This window comes from Pseudomonas saxonica (assembly GCF_007858365.1).
GTDB classification, from domain to species: domain Bacteria; phylum Pseudomonadota; class Gammaproteobacteria; order Pseudomonadales; family Pseudomonadaceae; genus Aquipseudomonas; species Aquipseudomonas saxonica.
Genome location: NZ_VFIO01000002.1, coordinates 258793 through 277561, shown reverse-complemented (window position 1 = coordinate 277561; position 18769 = coordinate 258793). Strand labels below are relative to the sequence as shown.

The 18769-nt window shown below is 58.5% G+C and carries 12 protein-coding genes; 9 read left to right on the top strand and 3 right to left on the bottom strand.

Annotated features, from left to right (window positions below; genetic code table 11):
* Positions 1–19 precede the first annotated feature (19 nt).
* From FJD38_RS08345 to aceE, 3 genes are all read right to left on the bottom strand, one after another.
* Positions 20–2701 carry a sensor domain-containing phosphodiesterase gene (locus FJD38_RS08345; protein WP_146384826.1) on the bottom strand — a complete coding sequence of 894 codons (2682 nt, stop codon included), beginning with the start codon at positions 2699–2701 and terminating at the stop codon, positions 20–22.
* Positions 2702–3093: 392 nt separating this feature from the next.
* A complete protein-coding gene (gene aceF / locus FJD38_RS08340; RefSeq protein WP_146384825.1) occupies positions 3094–4731 on the bottom strand; it encodes a dihydrolipoyllysine-residue acetyltransferase in 1638 nt (545 codons plus the stop codon).
* Positions 4732–4742: 11 nt separating this feature from the next.
* Positions 4743–7388 (bottom strand): pyruvate dehydrogenase (acetyl-transferring), homodimeric type, encoded by a 2646-nt coding sequence (gene aceE / locus FJD38_RS08335; RefSeq protein ID WP_146384824.1) that lies wholly within the window; start codon positions 7386–7388, stop codon positions 4743–4745.
* Between the two features lie 385 nt (positions 7389–7773).
* Between aceE and glnE the strand changes: the two genes are divergently transcribed.
* The 9 genes from glnE (at position 7774) to FJD38_RS08290 (ending at position 18766) form a co-directional block, all read left to right on the top strand.
* The gene (gene glnE / locus FJD38_RS08330; protein ID WP_122785135.1) at positions 7774–10716 is read left to right on the top strand and encodes a bifunctional [glutamate--ammonia ligase]-adenylyl-L-tyrosine phosphorylase/[glutamate--ammonia-ligase] adenylyltransferase; all 2943 of its coding nucleotides are present in this window, start codon (positions 7774–7776) and stop codon (positions 10714–10716) included.
* Positions 10717–10838: 122 nt separating this feature from the next.
* Complete coding sequence (locus FJD38_RS08325; protein WP_122785134.1) at positions 10839–11762, top strand: branched-chain amino acid transaminase; 924 nt, start codon at positions 10839–10841, stop codon at positions 11760–11762.
* A 58-nt stretch (positions 11763–11820) separates the two neighbouring features.
* Positions 11821–12855, top strand: a complete 1035-nt coding sequence (gene waaF / locus FJD38_RS08320) for a lipopolysaccharide heptosyltransferase II (protein ID WP_146384822.1) — start codon at positions 11821–11823, stop codon at positions 12853–12855.
* Positions 12856–13917: a lipopolysaccharide heptosyltransferase I gene (waaC, locus tag FJD38_RS08315; RefSeq protein ID WP_122785132.1), complete on the top strand. Its 1062-nt coding sequence runs from the start codon at positions 12856–12858 to the stop codon at positions 13915–13917.
* Positions 13917–15038 (top strand): glycosyltransferase family 4 protein, encoded by a 1122-nt coding sequence (locus FJD38_RS08310; RefSeq protein ID WP_146384820.1) that lies wholly within the window; start codon positions 13917–13919, stop codon positions 15036–15038. Before waaC ends, FJD38_RS08310 begins: the two co-directional genes overlap by 1 nt.
* Entirely contained in the window at positions 15038–15844 is an 807-nt protein-coding gene (rfaP, locus tag FJD38_RS08305; RefSeq protein WP_122785130.1) for a lipopolysaccharide core heptose(I) kinase RfaP, read from the top strand. The genes FJD38_RS08310 and rfaP overlap by 1 nt, the downstream gene beginning before the upstream one ends.
* Positions 15844–16578 (top strand): lipopolysaccharide kinase InaA family protein, encoded by a 735-nt coding sequence (locus FJD38_RS08300; protein WP_122785129.1) that lies wholly within the window; start codon positions 15844–15846, stop codon positions 16576–16578. Before rfaP ends, FJD38_RS08300 begins: the two co-directional genes overlap by 1 nt.
* Positions 16575–17327, top strand: a complete 753-nt coding sequence (locus FJD38_RS08295; protein WP_146384818.1) for a lipopolysaccharide kinase InaA family protein — start codon at positions 16575–16577, stop codon at positions 17325–17327. The genes FJD38_RS08300 and FJD38_RS08295 overlap by 4 nt, the downstream gene beginning before the upstream one ends.
* Positions 17327–18766 carry a lipopolysaccharide kinase InaA family protein gene (locus FJD38_RS08290; protein ID WP_146384816.1) on the top strand — a complete coding sequence of 480 codons (1440 nt, stop codon included), beginning with the start codon at positions 17327–17329 and terminating at the stop codon, positions 18764–18766. Before FJD38_RS08295 ends, FJD38_RS08290 begins: the two co-directional genes overlap by 1 nt.
* The last annotated feature ends 3 nt before the right edge of the window (positions 18767–18769 follow it).

Sequence of the window (18769 nt, the reverse complement as noted above, 5' to 3'; positions counted from 1 at the left end):
CCCGAGTGTTGCAATGCTGTCAGGCCGAAGGGCCGCGTGGATAGCGTTTGAGCTTTTCCATCAGGTCGTCGCCCGGGATAGGGCGGTCGAACAGGTAACCTTGGCCCACATCGCACCGGTGGCGACGCAGAAACGCAAGCTGTGCGGCGGTTTCGATCCCTTCGGCGACCACTTTGAGCTTGAGGTTGTGGGCCATGGCAATCACTGCGGAGGTGATTTCCATGTCATTTTGGTTGTCGGGAATGTCTTTGACGAAGCTGCGGTCAATTTTGATGACGTCGATCGGGAATTTCTTCAGGTAGCTCAGCGAGGAATAGCCGGTGCCGAAATCGTCCATCGCCAGGGTCAGGCCCATCTCTTTCAACTGATCGAGCTGCAAGCGGGTGTCATCTGTGGCTTCCAGCAGCAGGCCTTCGGTCAGTTCGAGTTCCAGCAGGCAAGCAGGCAGTTGTTCTTCCTTGAGGATGCTGGCGATAGAGGCTACTAGATCGGGGTCGGAGAACTGCTTGGGCGACAGATTGATCGCCACTTGCAAATTGCCCAGCCCGTTGTCGCTCAGATGCTTGCTCATGCGGCAGGCCTGACGTGCCACCCATTTGCCAATCGGAATAATCAACCCGGTTTCTTCAGCCACGCTGATGAACTGGTCCGGACGGATCATGCCTTTTTCAGGGTGGTTCCAGCGCAGCAGGGCTTCCATGCCGAGCAAGCGCCCGGAACGCAGGCATAGCTTGGGTTGGTAGAACACATCGAGTTCGTTTTGCGTGAGCGCGCGGCGCAGGTTGTTTTCGACGAAGAGTTTGTAGCTGGCTTCAGCGTTCAGGGCCTCGGTGAAAACTTGTACCTGATGTTTACCGTTGGCTTTGGCTTTGTGCAGGGCCAGCCCGGCATTGCGCATCAGCGTTTGCGGGTCGAGCCCGTGCACGGGTGCGCAGGCAACGCCGACAGAGCCGGTCACGCTGATGAGCTGGTTGTCGACAAACATGGGTTTGTCCAGGGTCATGAGCAGTTGGTTGGCGGTGTTCTGGCCCGCTTCTACCCCGGTGTCATCAAGGAGCACGGCAAATTCGTTACTGGCGAACCGCGCCAGAATATCTGCGGGGCTAAGGGTATTGCGCAGGCGTCGGGCCAGACTGATCAGCAATTTGTCGCCGGTTTGATGGCCGAGGCTGTCATTGATGCGCTTGAAGTTGTCGATATCGACCAGTAGCAGGCAAATAGGGTCGGTACTGGTGCGGGCGAAGCGCTCGTCCAGGGTGCGGATGAAGGCCGGACGATTGCCCAGGCTGGTCAGGTTATCGGTATAGGCCAGACGTTCAATGCGCTGCTGCGCCAGCTTTGACTCGGTGATGTCTTCGTAAATGCCGATGTAGTGGGTCAGCTCCCGGTTGTCCCCGTACACCTTGGAGATCGACATTTGACCCCAGTACGGTTCGAGGTTTTTGCGTCGACTTTTGAACTCACCTTGCCAGCTGTTGCCTTTGCTCAGGCTCGAATGCGCATCGAACAACAGGTCGCTGAGGTTCTCCAGTGCGGGCAGCTCGCTCAACTTCTGGCCCTGAACTTCGTCGGAGCTGTACTGGGTAATGGCGGTAAAGCTGGGGTTGACGTATTCCACCACGCCTTCGCAGTTGACCAGCAAGAAGGCGTTGGCGCTTTGTTCGACAGCCCGCTGAAACAGGTGCAAGGCGCTGGTGGCAGTGCGCCGGTTGTGGTTGTTGATGACTTGCGCAAACTGGTCGGCCAGCTCACCGGCAAAAGCTATCTCGTCCGATTGCCACACCCGGCTTTTACCGGTTTGCTCAAGGCACAGCACGCCCACGACCTGCCCATCGATACGGATGCTGGCGTCCAGCATGGCATTGGTGTCGTGGCGGCTCTGGGTGGCGATGAGTTCACGGGTGCGCGGGTCGCGGTTGGCGTTGTGCGCATCGATGGAGCGGCTGGTGTGCAGGGCTTCGAGGTAGTCCGGGAAGTTGCTGATGTCGAGTGTGTCGAGCGGCACAAAGCTCTGGCTTTCACGCTGGAAGGCAGAAACCGGGTGCAAGTAGTTCCCTTCGAGGTTCCACAGGCTCGCGGCATCAACTTGATACATGTCGCAAGCGCTGCGGGTGATCAGTTCAGCCGCCTCTTGCAGCGAGTTGTGCTGGCTGTAGCGGTGACGGGCGAGCAGCAGAATCAAATCCTGTTGGGCGCGTACGCGCTCCAGGTGCTGGAGTTGTTCTTGCTGGGCGCGTTGATTGAGCTCCAGTGCCATATGCAGTCGGCTGTTCTGGGATTCTGGCTCAGTCAAGGCTGAAGGCGGCGGGTTTTCAAGCACCAACAGGTAGCCACGTAGTAACTGACGGTTGTGGTGTTTGTAGGTTTCGCCCGCTTCCATCACTTTCAGCAGGCCCTGCTGCGTGTGCAAGGTGTAATGCACGACGTAGTGAGGCTCGTTGGTGAGTTGCCGGGTAATGGACTCATGCAGGTGATGACGGGCTTTGGGCTCCATCAAGCTGGCATAGGGTGACATGACTTGCGTGCACAGATCGTTCGCTGACGCGCCGAAATGGCGTTCGCAATTAGGATCGAGATAAAGCAGTGCCCAACTGGCGTCATTAAGCCGCTCGAAACGCAGCATGCCGAGCCGCGAAGGCACGGGTAACTGGGTTACGACCTCGGATGCTATGCGCACGGCAGCATCGGGCTGGCTTTTCATTGAACACTCGCTTCACAAATGCGGATGGCGCACGGGCAGGTGCCCTGATCCTGTGGTATGCGGCAAGGTTGCATCAAGCTCGCTGCGCTGACAAGTCAGCAAGGAGGCTAAGTGCTATAGAAGGCTATCGGCAGGTCGGTGAGATTCTGGAATTTCCTTTTGCTTAAGCCCTCACCCCAGCCCTCTCCCGGAGGGAGAGGGGGCTGATTTATGCAAGACTTGAATCAACCACCGTTCAGTCCCCTCTCCCTCTGGGAGAGGGTTAGGGTGAGGGGCTTTCATAAATCGCAGGCAAAAAAAGCCCCGCCAAAAGAGCGGGGTTGAGGTACGAGCGTGGCGCTCGGAAAACAGTGCGCAGCCCCGGCCTTCGGTGAGGAAGGCCGGGACGTGGCTTACAGCAAGATAGTGCGGATGTCGCCCAGCAACTGGCTCAGACGCTGGGTGAAGCGTGCAGCCGCGGCGCCGTTGATCACACGGTGATCGTAGGACAGCGACAGAGGCAGCATCAGTTTCGGCTGGAAGGCTTTGCCATCCCAAACCGGCTGAATGGTTGCCTTGGAAACACCCAGAATCGCTACTTCCGGCGCGTTGACGATCGGCGTGAAGCCGGTACCGCCAATGTGGCCGAGGCTGGAAATAGTGAAACAGGCGCCTTGCATGTCGTCTGCGGTGAGCTTTTTGTCACGGGCTTTGGCAGCCAGTGCCGCAGCTTCGGCTGCCAGTTGCAACAGGCTCTTCTGATCAACGTTCTTGATCACAGGTACCAGCAGGCCATCCGGGGTGTCTACGGCAAAGCCGATGTTGACGTACTTCTTGCGGATGATCGCTTTGCCGCTTGGCGCCAGCGAGCTGTTGAAGTCCGGCATTTCCTTGAGCAGGTGCGCGCAGGACTTGAGCAGCAGAGGCAGTACGGTCAGTTTCACACCGGCTTTTTCTGCGACGGCTTTCTGCGCAACGCGGAAGGCTTCCAGCTCAGTGATGTCAGCCTGGTCGAACTGAGTCACGTGCGGGATGTTCAGCCAGCTGCGATGCAGGCTCGACGCGCCAATTTGCATCAGGCGAGTCATGGCCACTTCTTCCACTTCACCGAAACGGCTGAAGTCGACGGTCGGAATTGGCGGGATTCCCGCGCCACCGGTTGCACCGGCAGCCGGTGCTTCCTTGGCCTTCTGCATCATGGCTTTGACGTAAGCCTGTACGTCTTCCTTGATGACGCGCCCGTGCGGGCCGGTTGGCGGCACGGCGCTCAGTTCAACACCGAACTCGCGGGCCAGTTGACGCACGGCAGGGCCGGCGTGAACCTTGCCACCTTTTGGCGCAGGCGCTGCGGCCGGGGCAGGAGCAGCCTCGGCTTTGGCGGTTGGCGCAGGTGCAGCAGCGGCAGGCGCTTCAGCTTTGGCAGCAGGTGCTGGCGCAGCTTGGGCCGGTGCCGCAGGCGCCGCAGCGCCCGCCACTTTAAGCTTGAGGATGAAGTCGCCAGTGCCGACTTCGTCGTCCAGCTTGACTGCAATGCTTTCCACCACACCGGCTGCCGGCGATGGAATCTCCATGCTGGCCTTGTCGGATTCGAGGGTGATCAGCGATTGATCAGCTTCAACGGTGTCGCCAGCCTTGACCAGAATCTCGATGATTTTGGCTTTGCCCGACGAGCCGATGTCCGGGACGTGAATGTCCTGAACTGTCGAGCTTGCAGGTGCAGCAGCCGGGGCCGCTGGGGCCTCGGCTACTGGCGCGGCAGCTGGCTTTTCAGCAGCGGCCGCTGGGGCAGCGGCTGGCGCTTCAGGTGCCGCAGCGTCGCCTTCGGCTTCCAGCTCCAGCAATTCATCGCCTTCTTTCAAGCGGTCGCCCAGCTTTACTTTCAGGCTTTTGACGATACCGGCTTTGGGAGCAGGGATTTCCATGCTCGCCTTGTCCGATTCCAGCGTCAGAATGCTCTGGTCCGCTTCTACACGGTCGCCGACTTTTACAAACAGTTCGATGACTTCACCGTCACCGCTGCCGATGTCAGGTACTCGAATGAGTTCGCTCACAAATATTCTCCTCAGCAGTCCAGTGGGTTGCGTTTTTCCGGGTTGATACCGAACTTCACGATGGCTTCTGCAACCACCTTGGGTTCGATGTCGCCACGGTCAGCCAATGCTTCCAGGGCTGCCAACACCACGAAGTGACGGTCTACTTCGAAGAAGTGACGCAGTTTTTTGCGGCTGTCGCTGCGGCCGAAACCGTCAGTGCCCAGTACTTTGAATTCCTTGACCGGTACCCACTGGCGAATCTGTTCAGCGAACAGCTTCATGTAGTCAGTCGAAGCAATGACCGGACCTTTACGGCCTGTCAGGCATTCTTCAACGTAGCTCAGCTTAGGCTTCTGGCCCGGGTGCATGCGGTTGGTGCGTTCAACGGCCAGGCCGTCGCGACGCAGTTCGTTGAAGCTGGTCACGCTCCATACGTCTGCACCGATGTTGAATTCGTCACGCAGGATTTTCGCGGCTTCACGCACTTCACGCAGGATGGTGCCGGAGCCCATCAGTTGTACGTGGTGAGCAGCTTCCTTGGTGTCTTCTTCAAGCAGATACATCCCTTTGACGATGCCTTCTTCAACACCGGCCGGCATGGCAGGCTGCTGGTAAGACTCGTTCATCACGGTGATGTAGTAGAAGACGTCCTGTTGCTCTTCGGTCATCTTCTTCATGCCGTCCTGAATGATCACCGCCAGCTCATAGCCGTAGGTCGGATCGAAGGTGCGGCAGTTCGGGATGGTCGAAGCCAGAATGTGGCTGTGACCGTCTTCGTGTTGCAGGCCTTCACCGTTGAGCGTAGTACGCCCGGCGGTGCCGCCGATCAGGAAGCCACGGGTGCGGCTGTCGCCAGCAGCCCAGGCCAGGTCGCCAATACGCTGGAAGCCGAACATCGAGTAGAAGATGTAGAACGGCAGCATCGGCTGGTTGTGGTTGGAGTACGAAGTACCGGCCGCGATGAAGGAGCTCATGGCGCCTGCTTCGTTGATGCCTTCTTCGAGAATCTGACCTTTTTTGTCTTCCTTGTAGAACATCACCTGGTCTTTATCGACTGGCTCGTAGAGCTGGCCAACGGACGAGTAGATGCCCAACTGACGGAACATGCCTTCCATACCGAAGGTACGGGCTTCGTCCGGGATGATCGGAACGATGCGTTGACCGATGTCCTTGTCTTTCACCAGCTGTGCCAGGATGCGCACAAAGGCCATGGTGGTGGAAATTTCACGGTCGCCGGAGCCGTCAAGGATGGCCTTGAGGGTGTCCAGTGGCGGGGTCGGAATGCTCAGGCTCTTGGCGCGACGCTGCGGCACGAAGCCACCCAGTGCTGTGCGACGCTCCATCAGGTAACGCGCTTCAGCGCTGCCTGCTTCTGGCTTGAAGAACGGCAGGTTTTCGATTTCGTCGTCTTTGACCGGAATGTCGAAGCGATCGCGGAACAGCTTCAGGCTTTCAACATCAACCTTCTTGGTGTTGTGCGCAGTGTTTTTCGCTTCGCCGGCGCCCGTGCCATAACCTTTGATGGTCTTGGCCAGAATGACGGTTGGCTGGTCTTTGTGATTGACCGCTTCGTGGTACGCCGCGTAGACCTTGTACGGGTCGTGGCCGCCACGGTTGAGTTTCCAGATTTCGTCGTCGGACAGATCAGCAACCATCGCCTTGAGTTCTGGCGTGTTGAAGAAGTGTTCACGCACGAATGCGCCATCTTTGGCTTTGTAGTTCTGGTACTCGCCGTCGATGACTTCGTCCATGCGGCGTTGCAGGATGCCGTCGACGTCTTTGGCCAGCAGCGGGTCCCAGAAACGGCCCCAGATGACTTTGGTCACGTTCCACTGAGCACCGCGGAACACGCCTTCGAGTTCCTGGATGATCTTGCCGTTGCCGCGAACCGGGCCGTCGAGGCGCTGCAGGTTGCAGTTGATGACGAAGATCAGGTTGTCGAGGTTTTCACGGCCAGCCAGGGAGATTGCGCCCAGGGATTCTGGCTCGTCGCACTCGCCGTCACCCAGGAAGCACCATACTTTTTGCTTGCCGGCTGGAATGTAGCCGCGTGCTTCCAGGTACTTCATGAAGCGTGCCTGGTAGATCGCCTGGATCGGGCCAAGGCCCATCGAGACGGTTGGGAACTGCCAGAAATCAGGCATCAGCCAAGGGTGCGGGTAAGACGACAAACCGTGACCGTCGACTTCCTGGCGGAAGTTGTTCATCTGGTCTTCGGTGATGCGGCCTTCCATGAACGCACGGGCGTAAACGCCTGGAGAGGTATGGCCCTGGAAGTAGATGAGGTCGCCGCCGTGTTCTTCGGTCGGGGCCTGGAAGAAGTAGTTGAAGCCGATGTCATACAAGGTTGCGCTGGAGGCGAAGCTGGAGATGTGACCGCCCAGGTCAGAATCTTTCAGATTCGTGCGCATAACCATCGCCATGGCGTTCCAGCGTACCAGCGAGCGAATGCGGCGTTCCATGAACAGGTCGCCAGGCATGCGTGCTTCGTGGGTAACGGGGATTGTGTTGCGGTATGGCGTGGTGATGGCGTACGGCAATTGCGAACCGGTGCGGGTAGCGAGCTCACCCATACGGGTCATGAGGTAGTGAGCGCGTTCTTCGCCTTCTTTGTCGAGAACCGATTCGAGGGCGTCCAGCCATTCCTGGGTTTCGACGGGATCGAGGTCTTGCATGGCTTGCTCCAGGGCGGAAAGGCTTCCAGAATCGGTTGCCTGAGTTTGCGACTGGCCTTGTGGGCAGACGACATAAATTCTTGGATCGCCGAAAGCTTGTTTTCCGGCGTTGTGTAGTTTTACTACAAATCGTCGGCCATTTCAGCCTTTCGAGTGTTCAGGTCAGTAGTAAAACTACACGAAGTGCTCTGCTGGCGGTCCGTTGTGTTGTGCGGAAAATCGATAATGTTGGTTGGATATTGACTTGAAAGCGATTGGCGTACATGTTTGCTGCCAATAAAGATAAAAATTAAGCTATTTATAACCTTTGTTAGACAGTCGGGTTTAACCGCTGTTTCTTCCTGTCACGGTACCCGGCAACCCTATCGCCGATCAAGGATAGACCATGAGCCTTCCCTCGCTAGTCCCCATTCCAAGCCTTTTGTTGCCACTTGCCAGCCGCGCAGAGCACGCGTGGCGCGCAGCGGTCGCAGATCTTGCGGGCGGGCACGGGCTGGATGACTGGTCGTCGGATCGGTGGTCTGACTTTAATCGGGTCAGTGCTGCCAGTGACTTCTTTATTGAGCACGCCTTACGTGACCCTTTGATGTTTCTGGCGTTGGTGAGCTCCGGGGAGCTGGATCGCAGTTATGCCCCCGGTGAACTGTGCGGGCAGATTGGCGGTGCGGTTGAGCAGGCCAGCACTGATGATGAGTTGGGCCGTGAGCTGCGCCGTCAGCGTACTCGCCAGCAAATCCGGATTATTTGGCGTGATCTCACCCGGCAGGCCGATTTGATTGAAACCTGTCGCGATCTGTCGGACATGGCTGACGCCTCTATAGACCAGGCCTACCGTTGGTTGTATCAGCGCCATTGCCAACAATTCGGTACGCCTACGGGGCACCGCAGCGGCGAGCCGCAGCAGATGGTGATTCTGGGCATGGGCAAGCTCGGCGCGGTAGAGCTGAACCTGTCGTCCGACATCGACCTGATTTTTGCGTATCCCGAGGGCGGTGAGACGGTGGGTGCCAAACGCCCGCTGGATAACCAGGAGTTTTTTATCCGCCTGGGGCAGCGGCTGATCAAAGCACTGGATCCGATGACGGTCGACGGGTTTGTATTTCGCGTCGACATGCGCCTGCGCCCGTATGGTTCGTCGGGTGCGCTGGTGTTGAGCTTTAATGCGCTGGAACAGTATTACCAGGATCAAGGTCGCGACTGGGAGCGCTACGCCATGATCAAGGCCCGCGTGGTGGCCGGCGATCAGGTGATGGGCGCACAGTTGCTCGATTTGCTGCGGCCCTTCGTTTATCGACGCTACCTCGATTTTTCGGCCATTGAAGCGCTGCGCACCATGAAGCAGCTGATTCAGCAGGAAGTGCGGCGCAAAGGCATGGCCGACAATATCAAGTTGGGGGCGGGCGGCATTCGTGAGGTCGAGTTCATTGCGCAGGCGTTTCAACTGATTCACGGCGGGCGCGACCTTAGCTTGCAGCAGCGTCCGCTGCTTAAAGTGCTGAAAATCCTCGAAGGGCAGGGCTATTTGCCAGCCGCTGTGGTGAGCGAGTTGCGCGAAGGTTACGAATTCTTGCGTTACACCGAGCACGCGATACAGGCCATTGCTGACCGTCAGACCCAGATGCTGCCGGACACTGAGCAGGATCAGGCGCGCATCGCTTTTATGATGGGCTTCGACAGTTGGGCTGCTTTCCATGAGCAACTGATGGTATGGCGAGGGCGTATCGACTGGCATTTCCGTCAGGTCATTGCCGACCCGGATGAGGATGAAGACATCGACGAAGGTGAGCTGATCGTTGGTGGTGAGTGGCTGCCCTTGTGGGAAGAGGTTCAAGACGATGCTGCCGCCTGCGCCCAGCTTGAAGAAGCCGGATTTGTCGATGCCCCCAAAGCCTTGAAGCAACTGGCCGCGCTGCGTGCCAGCCCGCAGTTGCGTGCGATGCAGCGTTTGGGGCGCGAGCGGCTCGATGCCTTTATCCCGCGGCTCTTGGCTCAGGCGGTGGAGCACGCCAATCCCGATCTGGTGCTGGAGCGGGTCTTGCCGCTGGTTGAAGCGGTTGCGCGACGTTCAGCTTATTTAGTGTTGCTGACAGAGAACCCCGATGCACTGCGCCGTTTGCTGACCCTGTGCGCGGCCAGCCCGTGGATTGCCGAGCAAATTACCCGCTTCCCGCTGTTGCTCGACGAATTGCTTAACGAGGGCCGATTGTTCAAGCCACCGTTGGCGCCTGAATTGGCTGCCGAGCTGCGCGAGCGTTTGACCCGCATTCCCGAAGACGACCTTGAACAGCAAATGGAAGCGCTGCGTAACTTCAAGCTGGCGCACCGTTTGCGGGTGGCGGCCTCGGAAATCGCGGGCAGCCTGCCCCTGATGAAAGTCAGTGATTACCTGACCTGGCTGGCTGAAGCCATTCTGGAACAAGTGCTGGCACTGGCCTGGCGCCAGACGGTGGCCAAGTACGGTACGCCGCTGCGCAGCGACGGCAGCCTGTGCGACCCCGGCTTTATTATTGTCGGCTATGGCAAGGTCGGCGGGATCGAATTGGGGCATGGCTCGGATCTGGATCTGGTGTTTATTCACGACGGCGACCCCAATGCCGAAACCGATGGTGTCAAACCGATCGACGGGGCGCAGTTTTTCACCCGCCTGGGCCAGCGAATCATTCATTTACTGACCGCACAAACCAACTCCGGTCAGCTGTATGAAGTTGACATGCGCTTGCGTCCTTCAGGGGCTTCGGGCTTGTTGGTCAGTTCGCTGGGCGCCTTTGAGCGTTATCAGGAAAACGAAGCCTGGACCTGGGAACATCAGGCGTTGGTGCGGGCGCGCGTGTTGGTGGGGTGTAAACAGGTCGGTGCGGCGTTCGAGAAGGTCCGCGCCCATGTGCTGGAGCGTGAGCGCGACCTGCCGACGCTGCGCCAGGAAGTCAGCGAGATGCGCGCCAAAATGCGTGACAACCTGGGCACTCGCATCACGGTTGCCGGTACGGCGCAAAATGCCTTCCAGCCCACGGTGCCCTTCGACCTCAAGCAGGACGCCGGAGGTATCGTCGATATTGAATTTATGGTGCAATACGCGGCCCTGGCGTGGTCCAGGGAACACCCGGCGTTACTGCGCTACACCGATAACATCCGCATTCTGGAAGGGCTGGAAGACGCCGGGCTGATGCCTGCTGCTGATGCCAGTCTGTTGCGCGAGGCTTACAAAGCCTTTCGCGCCGTCGCCCACCGGCAAGCCTTGCAGAAGGAGGCCGGGGTGGTCACGGGGGATCAATTTGTGGTCGAACGCCAACACGTACGGCGCATTTGGTCCGAGCTAGGATTGAGCTAACGAGTGAGTTGGCTCACACACAGAGTTAAAGCTGTAAGAACGTATCCGGCGGGTCCATAAGGCCCGTCCAATTTGCCTGATGCCGTGTGGTGCAGGTGCTGGATTCTTTGAGGAGCGTAATGATGTCGATGGCTGATCGTGATGGTGTGATCTGGTATGACGGCAAGCTGGTGCCGTGGCGCGATGCCACAACCCACGTGCTGACCCATACATTGCACTACGGCATGGGCGTGTTTGAAGGTGTGCGCGCTTACGAAACCCCGCAAGGCGCGGCGATTTTCCGTTTGCAGGCGCACACCGACCGCCTGTTCGATTCGGCCCACATCATGGGCATGAAGATCCCGTTCAGCAAAGACGAAATCAATGAAGCGACCCGCCTGGCGGTGCGTGAAAACAACCTCGACAGCGCCTATATCCGCCCGATGGTGTTCTACGGATCTGAAGCCATGGGCCTGCGCGCCACCGGTTTGAAGGTTCATGTGATCATTGCGCCGTGGAGCTGGGGTGCCTACATGGGCGCCGAAGCACTGGAAGTCGGGATCAAGGTGCGCACCAGCTCCTTTACCCGTCACCACGTGAACATTTCCATGACCCGCGCCAAGGCCAACGGTCACTACATCAACTCGATGCTGGCCTTGCAGGAAGCGATTTCCGGCGGTGCTGACGAAGCGCTGTTGCTGGACCCGGAAGGCTTTGTGGCCGAAGGTTCAGGCGAGAACGTGTTTTTGGTCAAAGACGGTGTGATTTACACCCCGGACGTGACGGCGTGCCTGAACGGCATCACGCGCAGCACGATCCTGACGCTGGCCACTGAGCACGGCTACAAGTTTGTTGAAAAACGTATTACACGCGACGAGGTGTACATCGCCGACGAAGCGTTCTTTACCGGCACCGCCGCTGAAGTAACGCCGATTCGCGAAGTGGACGGTCGTCAAATTGGTATCGGCCGTCGTGGCCCGATTACTGAAAAACTGCAAAAAGCCTACTTTGATCTAGTGACCGGCAAAACATCGAACCACCCAGAGTGGCGTACACTGGTCAAATAAAGCGATATGGCATCACAGCGGGGAGGCGAATGCCTCCCTTGCTTGTTTATGGAAACTTATGAATATTTTGATCGTTGGGCCCAGCTGGGTCGGTGACATGGTGATGGCGCAGACACTGTTCCAGTGCCTGAAACAGCGTCACCCAGAGTGTGCAATCGATGTGCTGGCCCCCGAGTGGAGCCGGCCCATCCTTGAGCGCATGCCTGAAGTGCGCCAGGCCTTGAGCTTTCCGCTCGGCCACGGCGTGCTGGAACTGGCTACGCGGCGCAAGATCGGCAAGTCCCTCAAGGGCCAGTACGATCAGGCCATCCTGCTGCCTAACTCGTTGAAATCGGCCCTGGTGCCGTTTTTCGCCGGCATCCCCAAACGTACGGGCTGGCGCGGCGAGTTCCGTTACGGCCTGCTTAACGATGTGCGCACGCTCGATAAAGCGCGTTACCCGCTGATGATCGAGCGCTTTATGGCGCTGGCGTATGAGCCGGGCGCAGACTTGCCCCGGCCATACCCGCGCCCTGATTTACAAATTGACCCGGTGAGCCGCGACGGCGCGCTGAACAAGTTTGGTCTGACGATGGACCGGCCAGTGCTGGCGCTGTGCCCTGGCGCCGAGTTCGGTGAGTCCAAGCGCTGGCCGTCCGAGCACTACGCTGCAGTGGCCGAGCAAAAGATCCGCGAAGGCTGGCAAGTCTGGCTGTTTGGCTCCAAAAACGATCATGGCGTGGGTGAAGACATTCGCGCACGCTTGATTCCCGGCCTGCGTGAAGAGTCCGTCAACCTCAGTGGCGAGACGTCACTGGCTGAAGCCATCGACTTGCTGTCGTGCGCGGACGCCGTGGTGTCCAACGATTCCGGGCTGATGCACGTGGCTGCGGCGCTCAATCGCCCACTGGTGGCGGTGTACGGTTCGACCTCGCCGGGTTTCACTCCGCCCTTGGCCGACAAGGTCGAGATTGTGCGTCTGGGTCTTGAATGCAGCCCTTGTTTTGATCGCACCTGCCGTTTCGGGCACTACAACTGCCTGCGTGAACTGATGCCTGCGCCTGTGCTTGAAGCCTTGCAGCGGTTGCAGGGTTCTGTGGTCGAGGTCAACTAGGTGCGCGTTCTGTTGGTGAAAACCTCATCCCTTGGGGATGTGATTCATGCGCTGCCGGCGTTGACCGATGCGGCGCGGGCGATTCCGGGCATTACCTTTGACTGGGTTGTGGAAGAAGGCTTTGCCGAGATCCCGACCTGGCACCCTGCGGTGGGCAAGGTGATCCCGGTGGCCATTCGTCGCTGGCGCAAAAATATCTGGCAAACCCTCAAGAGCGGTGAGTGGAAGCGGTTTAAACAAAGCCTGCGCGCCGAAAAATACGACCTCGTGATTGACGCCCAAGGGCTGGTAAAAAGCGCGTGGCTGACCCGTTACGTCAACGCACCGGTGGCCGGGCTGGACAAAAACTCGGCCCGGGAACCCTTGGCCAGCCGTTTTTATCAGCGTCGCCTGGCCGTGGCTCGCGGGCAGCACGCGGTTGAGCGTTTGCGTCAGTTATTTGCCGTTGCGCTGGGTTACGACCTGCCCAAAGGGCTGGGTGATTACGGCCTCGACGTTGATCGCTTGGTTGAATTACCGCGCAAGAAACCCTACGTATTGTTTCTGCACGGCACCACGTGGGACACCAAGCACTGGCCGGAGGTGTATTGGCGCGATTTAACCATTCGCATGGGTCATCTGGGTGTCGAGGTGCGTTTGCCCTGGGGCAACCCGGCTGAAAAGGCTCGCGCCGAGCGCATTGCCAGCGGTCTGCCGCATGCCGTGGTGTTGCCCAAGTTGAACCTGGCGGGCGTTGCCAAAGTGTTGGCCAGTGCCAGCGCGTGTGTGGCAGTGGATACCGGGTTGGGGCATTTGGCGGCGGCACTGGATGTGCCCACCATTTCCCTGTTTGGCCCGACCAATCCCGGCCTGACCGGTGCTTATGGCAAGGCACAAATCCATTTGGCCAGCGATTTTCCGTGTGCGCCGTGCCTGCAAAAAAAATGCACCTACACTCCGACTGCACAGGACCAGCAGCGGTTTGATCTGAAAAACGAGTGGCCTTTGTGCTTCACCCGTTTGAACCCTGAGCGTGTCGCGAGTCGATTAAGCACGTTGTTACTGGCTGAGGAACTGCGCTGATGCAACTGGCTTTTGTACTGTACAAATATTTCCCGTTTGGCGGGCTGCAACGCGATTTCATGCGCATCGCGCTGGAATGCCAGCAGCGTGGCCATCAAATCCGTGTGTACACGATGATTTGGGAAGGTGACATTCCGCCCGGTTTTGAAGTGTTGGTCGCGCCGGTCAAGGCGTTCCACAATCACACCCGCAACGAGAAAATGCTCGCCTGGATGCAGGCCGATCTGGCCAAGCGCCCGGTCGACCGCCTGATTGGCTTCAATAAAATGCCGGGGCTGGACGTGTACTACGCCGCCGATGGTTGTTTTGAAGACAAGGCGCAGAACCTGCGTCATTCGTTCTACCGCTATTTCAAGCGCTACAAGCATTTTGCCGAGTACGAGCGTGCGGTGTTCGACAAGGACGCCAAGACTGAAATCCTGATGATTTCCGAAGTCCAGCAACCGCTGTTCATCAAGCATTACCACACCCCGGCAGAGCGCTTTCACTTGCTGCCGCCGGGTATTGCACTGGACCGTCGTGCGCCGCCCAATGCGGCCGAGATTCGTGCCGAGTTCCGCCGCGAATTCAAGCTGGCAGACGACGATCTGCTGCTGGTGCAGATCGGTTCGGGGTTCAAGACCAAGGGTGTCGACCGCAGCCTCAAGGCGCTGGCGGCGTTGCCGGCCGAGCTGAAAAAACGTACGCGTTTGTTTGTCATTGGTCAGGACGATCCCAAGGTTTTCCAATTGCAAAGCGCGACGCTGGGGCTGGGCGAGCATGTGCAGTTTCTCAAAGGGCGCAGCGATATTCCGCGCTTCCTGTTGGGTGCTGACTTGCTGATTCACCCGGCCTATAACGAGAACACCGGCACCGTACTCCTGGAAGCATTGGTGGCGGGCTTGCCTGTGTTGGTCAGCGCGGTGTGCGGCTATGCCCATTACATCGCCGATGCTGATGCAGGCCGCGTACTGGACGAGCCGTTCGAACAGTCGCAACTCAATGATTATTTGACTCACATGTTGTCCGATGATGCTGCGCGCGCAGCCTGGAGCCGTAACGGCCTGACCTACGCGCAGACGGCCGACCTCTATAGCATGCCGCAACATGCTGCGGATGTGATTCTGGCGGAGCAACACTGATGAAACTGATACTGGCTGAACCGTTCAAGAGCCTGTGGGCCGGGCGCGATGCCTTTGCCGAAGTCGAGCGCCTGGAGGGTGAGGTATACCGCGAGCTGGAAGGGCGTCGTACCTTGCGTACCGTCGTCGACGGGCGTGGTTATTTTGTAAAAATTCACCGTGGCATTGGCTGGGGTGAGGTGTTCAAAAACCTGCTGTCGGCCAAGCTGCCCGTGTTGGGTGCAGGCCAGGAATGGCGTGCAATCCAGCGCCTGACAGAAGTCGGCGTACCCACCATGACGGCTGTCGCGTATGGCGAAAAAGGTAGCAACCCGGCGACCCAGCATTCGTTCATTGTCACTGAAGAGCTGGCGCCGACTATCAGCCTGGAAGACTTCACCCTCAATTGGGTCAAGCAGCCGCCACAGCCGCCGCTCAAGCGCGCACTGATTGCTGAAGTGGCACGCATGACCGGCATGATGCACCGCGCAGGTGTGAACCATCGCGACTGTTACATCTGCCATTTTTTGCTGCACACCGACACACCGGTCACGGTGACTCAGCTACGCCTGTCGATCATTGATCTGCATCGCGCGCAGATCCACACGGTGCTCAGCAACCGCTGGCGCAATAAGGATCTGGCTGCGTTGTATTTCTCGGCACTGGACATTGGTCTGACGCAACGTGACAAGTTGCGCTTCCTGCGGGGTTATTTCCAGCAGCCGTTGCGTCAGATTCTGCGCGATGAAGCCAGACTGCTGACATGGCTGGAAAGCAAGGCGAGCAAACTTTACGCACGCAAACTGCGTCACGGAGATGCACTGTAATGGCGGGATGGAATCTGGACCCTGCTTACAGTGAGTTGGCCGCGGATTTTGGCAGCCTGGATGCGGTGTTTGCCTTGCAGGGCGTGCACCTGACCCGTGACCCCTTGTCTGAAGTGATTCGTGTGGAGCGTGGCGGGGTCAATTACTACGTCAAACGCTACACCGGCGCAGGCAAAGGCTTGCGCCGCTATGTGGGACGCCCGCGGGTGAAGTCGGAGTGGCAGAACCTCAAACGCTTCGCCAAGTGGGGTATTCCCACGGCTGAAGTGGTGGCGTGGGGTCTTGAGCGCAGTGGCTTTGCCTACTCCCGTGGCGCCATGATCACTCGCGAATTGCCCAACACCCGAGACCTGTCGGACTTGGCGGACAACTACGATCCGTTGCTCAAGGACCGTGCCTGGGTCGATTGCGTGAGTCGCCAATTGGCGCATTGCACCAAGACCATGCATGACCATCGCTTTACGCATAACGACTTGAAGTGGCGCAACCTGCTGATCGACGACCAGCCCAAGCTGTACCTGATCGATTGCCCGAATGGTGATTTCTGGCGCGGTTTCTGGCTCAAGTACCGCATTACCAAAGATTTGGCGTGCCTGGATAAAGTGGCTAAATACCACCTGTCTTACACTCAGCGTTTACGCTTTTATTTTCAATACACCGGGCGAACGACGCTCAACGCCGCAGACAAGGAACGAGTCCGCCATATCGTGCGTTTTTTTGAGGGCCGGGAATGACTGATTTTGTGACGCCCGCTGACCGCGCCTTGCTAGAGCGCAATGGTCTGGCCAATTTTGATGCCTTGTGGAACGTGCAGCTTGATGCGGTGGACGAACCCAACACCAGTGGCGATGGCTGGAGCAGTGTGTTTCGACTGGATTGCGAAGGTCAGGGTTTCTATCTCAAGCGCCAGAGCAACTACTTGACCCGTACGTTGCACAGCCCACTGGGCGAGCCCAGCTTTGCCCGCGAGTTTCGCAATATCCAGCGCTATCAGCAGTTAGGTATTCCTGCGCTCGAAGCGGTCTTTTTTGGTGAGCGAAAAGTGCCGGGTGAGCGTCGGGCCATTTTGATGACCCGTGCGCTGGATGGCTGGAACGACCTCGATTCGCTGTTGGCCCAATGGCCGCAACTGACCGAGCAACAGCAGCAGGCGATTGTGTTGGCCTGCGGCCAACTGGCGCGCCAGCTGCACGGCTTGCGTCAGGTTCACGGGTGTTTCTATCCCAAGCATATTTTCTTGCAGCCAAACGGCGATGCCTACCGCGCGCAACTGATCGACCTAGAGAAAACCCGGCCATTGCTGCTGGGCCAGCGCGACCGTGTCAAAGACCTCGAACCGTTGCTGCGCCGCGCCCATGCCTGGGGCGAGGCTGAAGTGCGCGCGCTGTTGGCCGCCTATCTCGATCAGCCGCACGACAGCGCTCTGGTGAACACCTGGCTTGAGCGTTTGAACGGTCGTCGCACACATAAGGAAACTCGCTGATGCGCTTATCCGAACTGCAACACGCCGGGCGTACGCCGGGCTTGCCGCTGAGCATTGAACTGGCTGACGCTGCCGGGCCTGCGCAGTTGCAGATGCTGACCTTGCTGCGTGTGCTGCCGGGTCAGCGTTATGTCGGTGCAGGCGTCTGGCGTGGGCGTACGGTGCTGGCCAAGTTGATGGTCGGCAGCAAAGCGGCGCGTGAGTTCGGGCGTGAGCTGGCCGGTGTGCAACTGCTGGCCGAGCAAGGTTTGACCACGCCTCAATTGCTGGCCGATGGCTTGTTGGAAGGTGAGGGCGGCTGGTTGTTGTTCGAGTTTCTGGACGGCGCGCAAAGCCTCGATGAGGCCTGGAAGGCGGTGCAGGATTTGCCGGTGCTGGCCGATGAACAGCAAGCGGTGCTGGGGCAAGCCTTGGCGGCGATTGGCCAGATGCACCTCAAAGGCGTATGGCAGGAAGATTTGCACCTGGACAACCTGCTGCGTCACAACGGTCAGTTGTATCTGATTGATGGCGCCGGTATTTGTGTCGAGCAGGCCGGCAAACCCCTGTCTCGTGACAAAGTGCTGGAAAACCTCGGGGTGTTTTTTGCGCAACTGCCCAAATCCCTTGAGCCGTTTACCGAAGAGCTGCTGGTGCATTACCTGCTGAGCAACGGCGAAAACGCGTTGCCACTTGAAGCCCTGCTAAAACAGGTCGAAAAAGTGCGCAGTTGGCGCTTGAATGATTTTCTAAACAAGACGGGCCGTGATTGCACCCTGTTCAGCGTGCAACGCGGGGCGTTTGCCTTGCGCGCCGTGCGTCGCGAAGAGGAGGCGGCCATGTTGCCTGTACTGGTGCATGCCGATGCTTTGCTCGATAAAAGCCATCTGTACAAAACCGGTGGCACAGCCACGGTGGGCAAAATCGAAATGGCAGGGCGCCCGCTGGTACTCAAGCGTTACAACATCAAAGGCTTCACCCATTGGCTGAGCCGCTTTTGGCGGCCGAGCCGGGCCTGGCATTCGTGGCGTGAAGGCAATCGGCTGGCCTTCCTTGGCATCGCCACGCCCAAGCCGCTGGCACTGCTTGAAACCCGATTTTTGTGGTTGCGCGGCAAAGCGTTTCTGGTGACCGATTACCTGTCGGGCCCGGACATCATTGCGCGTTTTGCCCCCTATGTTGAACACGGGAATGCACCAGAAGCCGAGTTACAGGCGCTGGATCAATTGTTTGCCAGTTTGATTCGAGAGCGCATCAGCCACGGTGACCTCAAGGGTCATAACGTGTTCTGGGACGATGGGCGCTGGGCGTTGATTGATCTGGATTCTATGTGCCAACACTCATCCCCAGGCAGCTTTGCGCCGGCCTATGCCCGTGACCGTGCGCGCTTTATGCGCAACTGGCCTGCGGACAGTGCGCTGCATCAAGTGATTGATGCGCGCCTGCCGAAAGACGTGTGAGGC

What these genes read in the sequence shown, in the direction of transcription:
- FJD38_RS08310 (WP_146384820.1), top strand. Translation starts at nt 13,917, where the DNA reads ATGCAACTGGCTTTTGTACTGTACAAATATTTCCCGTTTGGCGGGCTG.
- FJD38_RS08300 (WP_122785129.1), top strand. Translation starts at nt 15,844, where the DNA reads ATGGCGGGATGGAATCTGGACCCTGCTTACAGTGAGTTGGCCGCGGAT.
- glnE (WP_122785135.1), top strand. Translation starts at nt 7,774, where the DNA reads ATGAGCCTTCCCTCGCTAGTCCCCATTCCAAGCCTTTTGTTGCCACTT.
- waaF (WP_146384822.1), top strand. Translation starts at nt 11,821, where the DNA reads ATGAATATTTTGATCGTTGGGCCCAGCTGGGTCGGTGACATGGTGATG.
- FJD38_RS08325 (WP_122785134.1), top strand. Translation starts at nt 10,839, where the DNA reads ATGTCGATGGCTGATCGTGATGGTGTGATCTGGTATGACGGCAAGCTG.
- FJD38_RS08345 (WP_146384826.1), bottom strand. Translation starts at nt 2,701, where the DNA reads ATGAAAAGCCAGCCCGATGCTGCCGTGCGCATAGCATCCGAGGTCGTA.
- aceE (WP_146384824.1), bottom strand. Translation starts at nt 7,388, where the DNA reads ATGCAAGACCTCGATCCCGTCGAAACCCAGGAATGGCTGGACGCCCTC.
- FJD38_RS08295 (WP_146384818.1), top strand. Translation starts at nt 16,575, where the DNA reads ATGACTGATTTTGTGACGCCCGCTGACCGCGCCTTGCTAGAGCGCAAT.
- rfaP (WP_122785130.1), top strand. Translation starts at nt 15,038, where the DNA reads ATGAAACTGATACTGGCTGAACCGTTCAAGAGCCTGTGGGCCGGGCGC.
- FJD38_RS08290 (WP_146384816.1), top strand. Translation starts at nt 17,327, where the DNA reads ATGCGCTTATCCGAACTGCAACACGCCGGGCGTACGCCGGGCTTGCCG.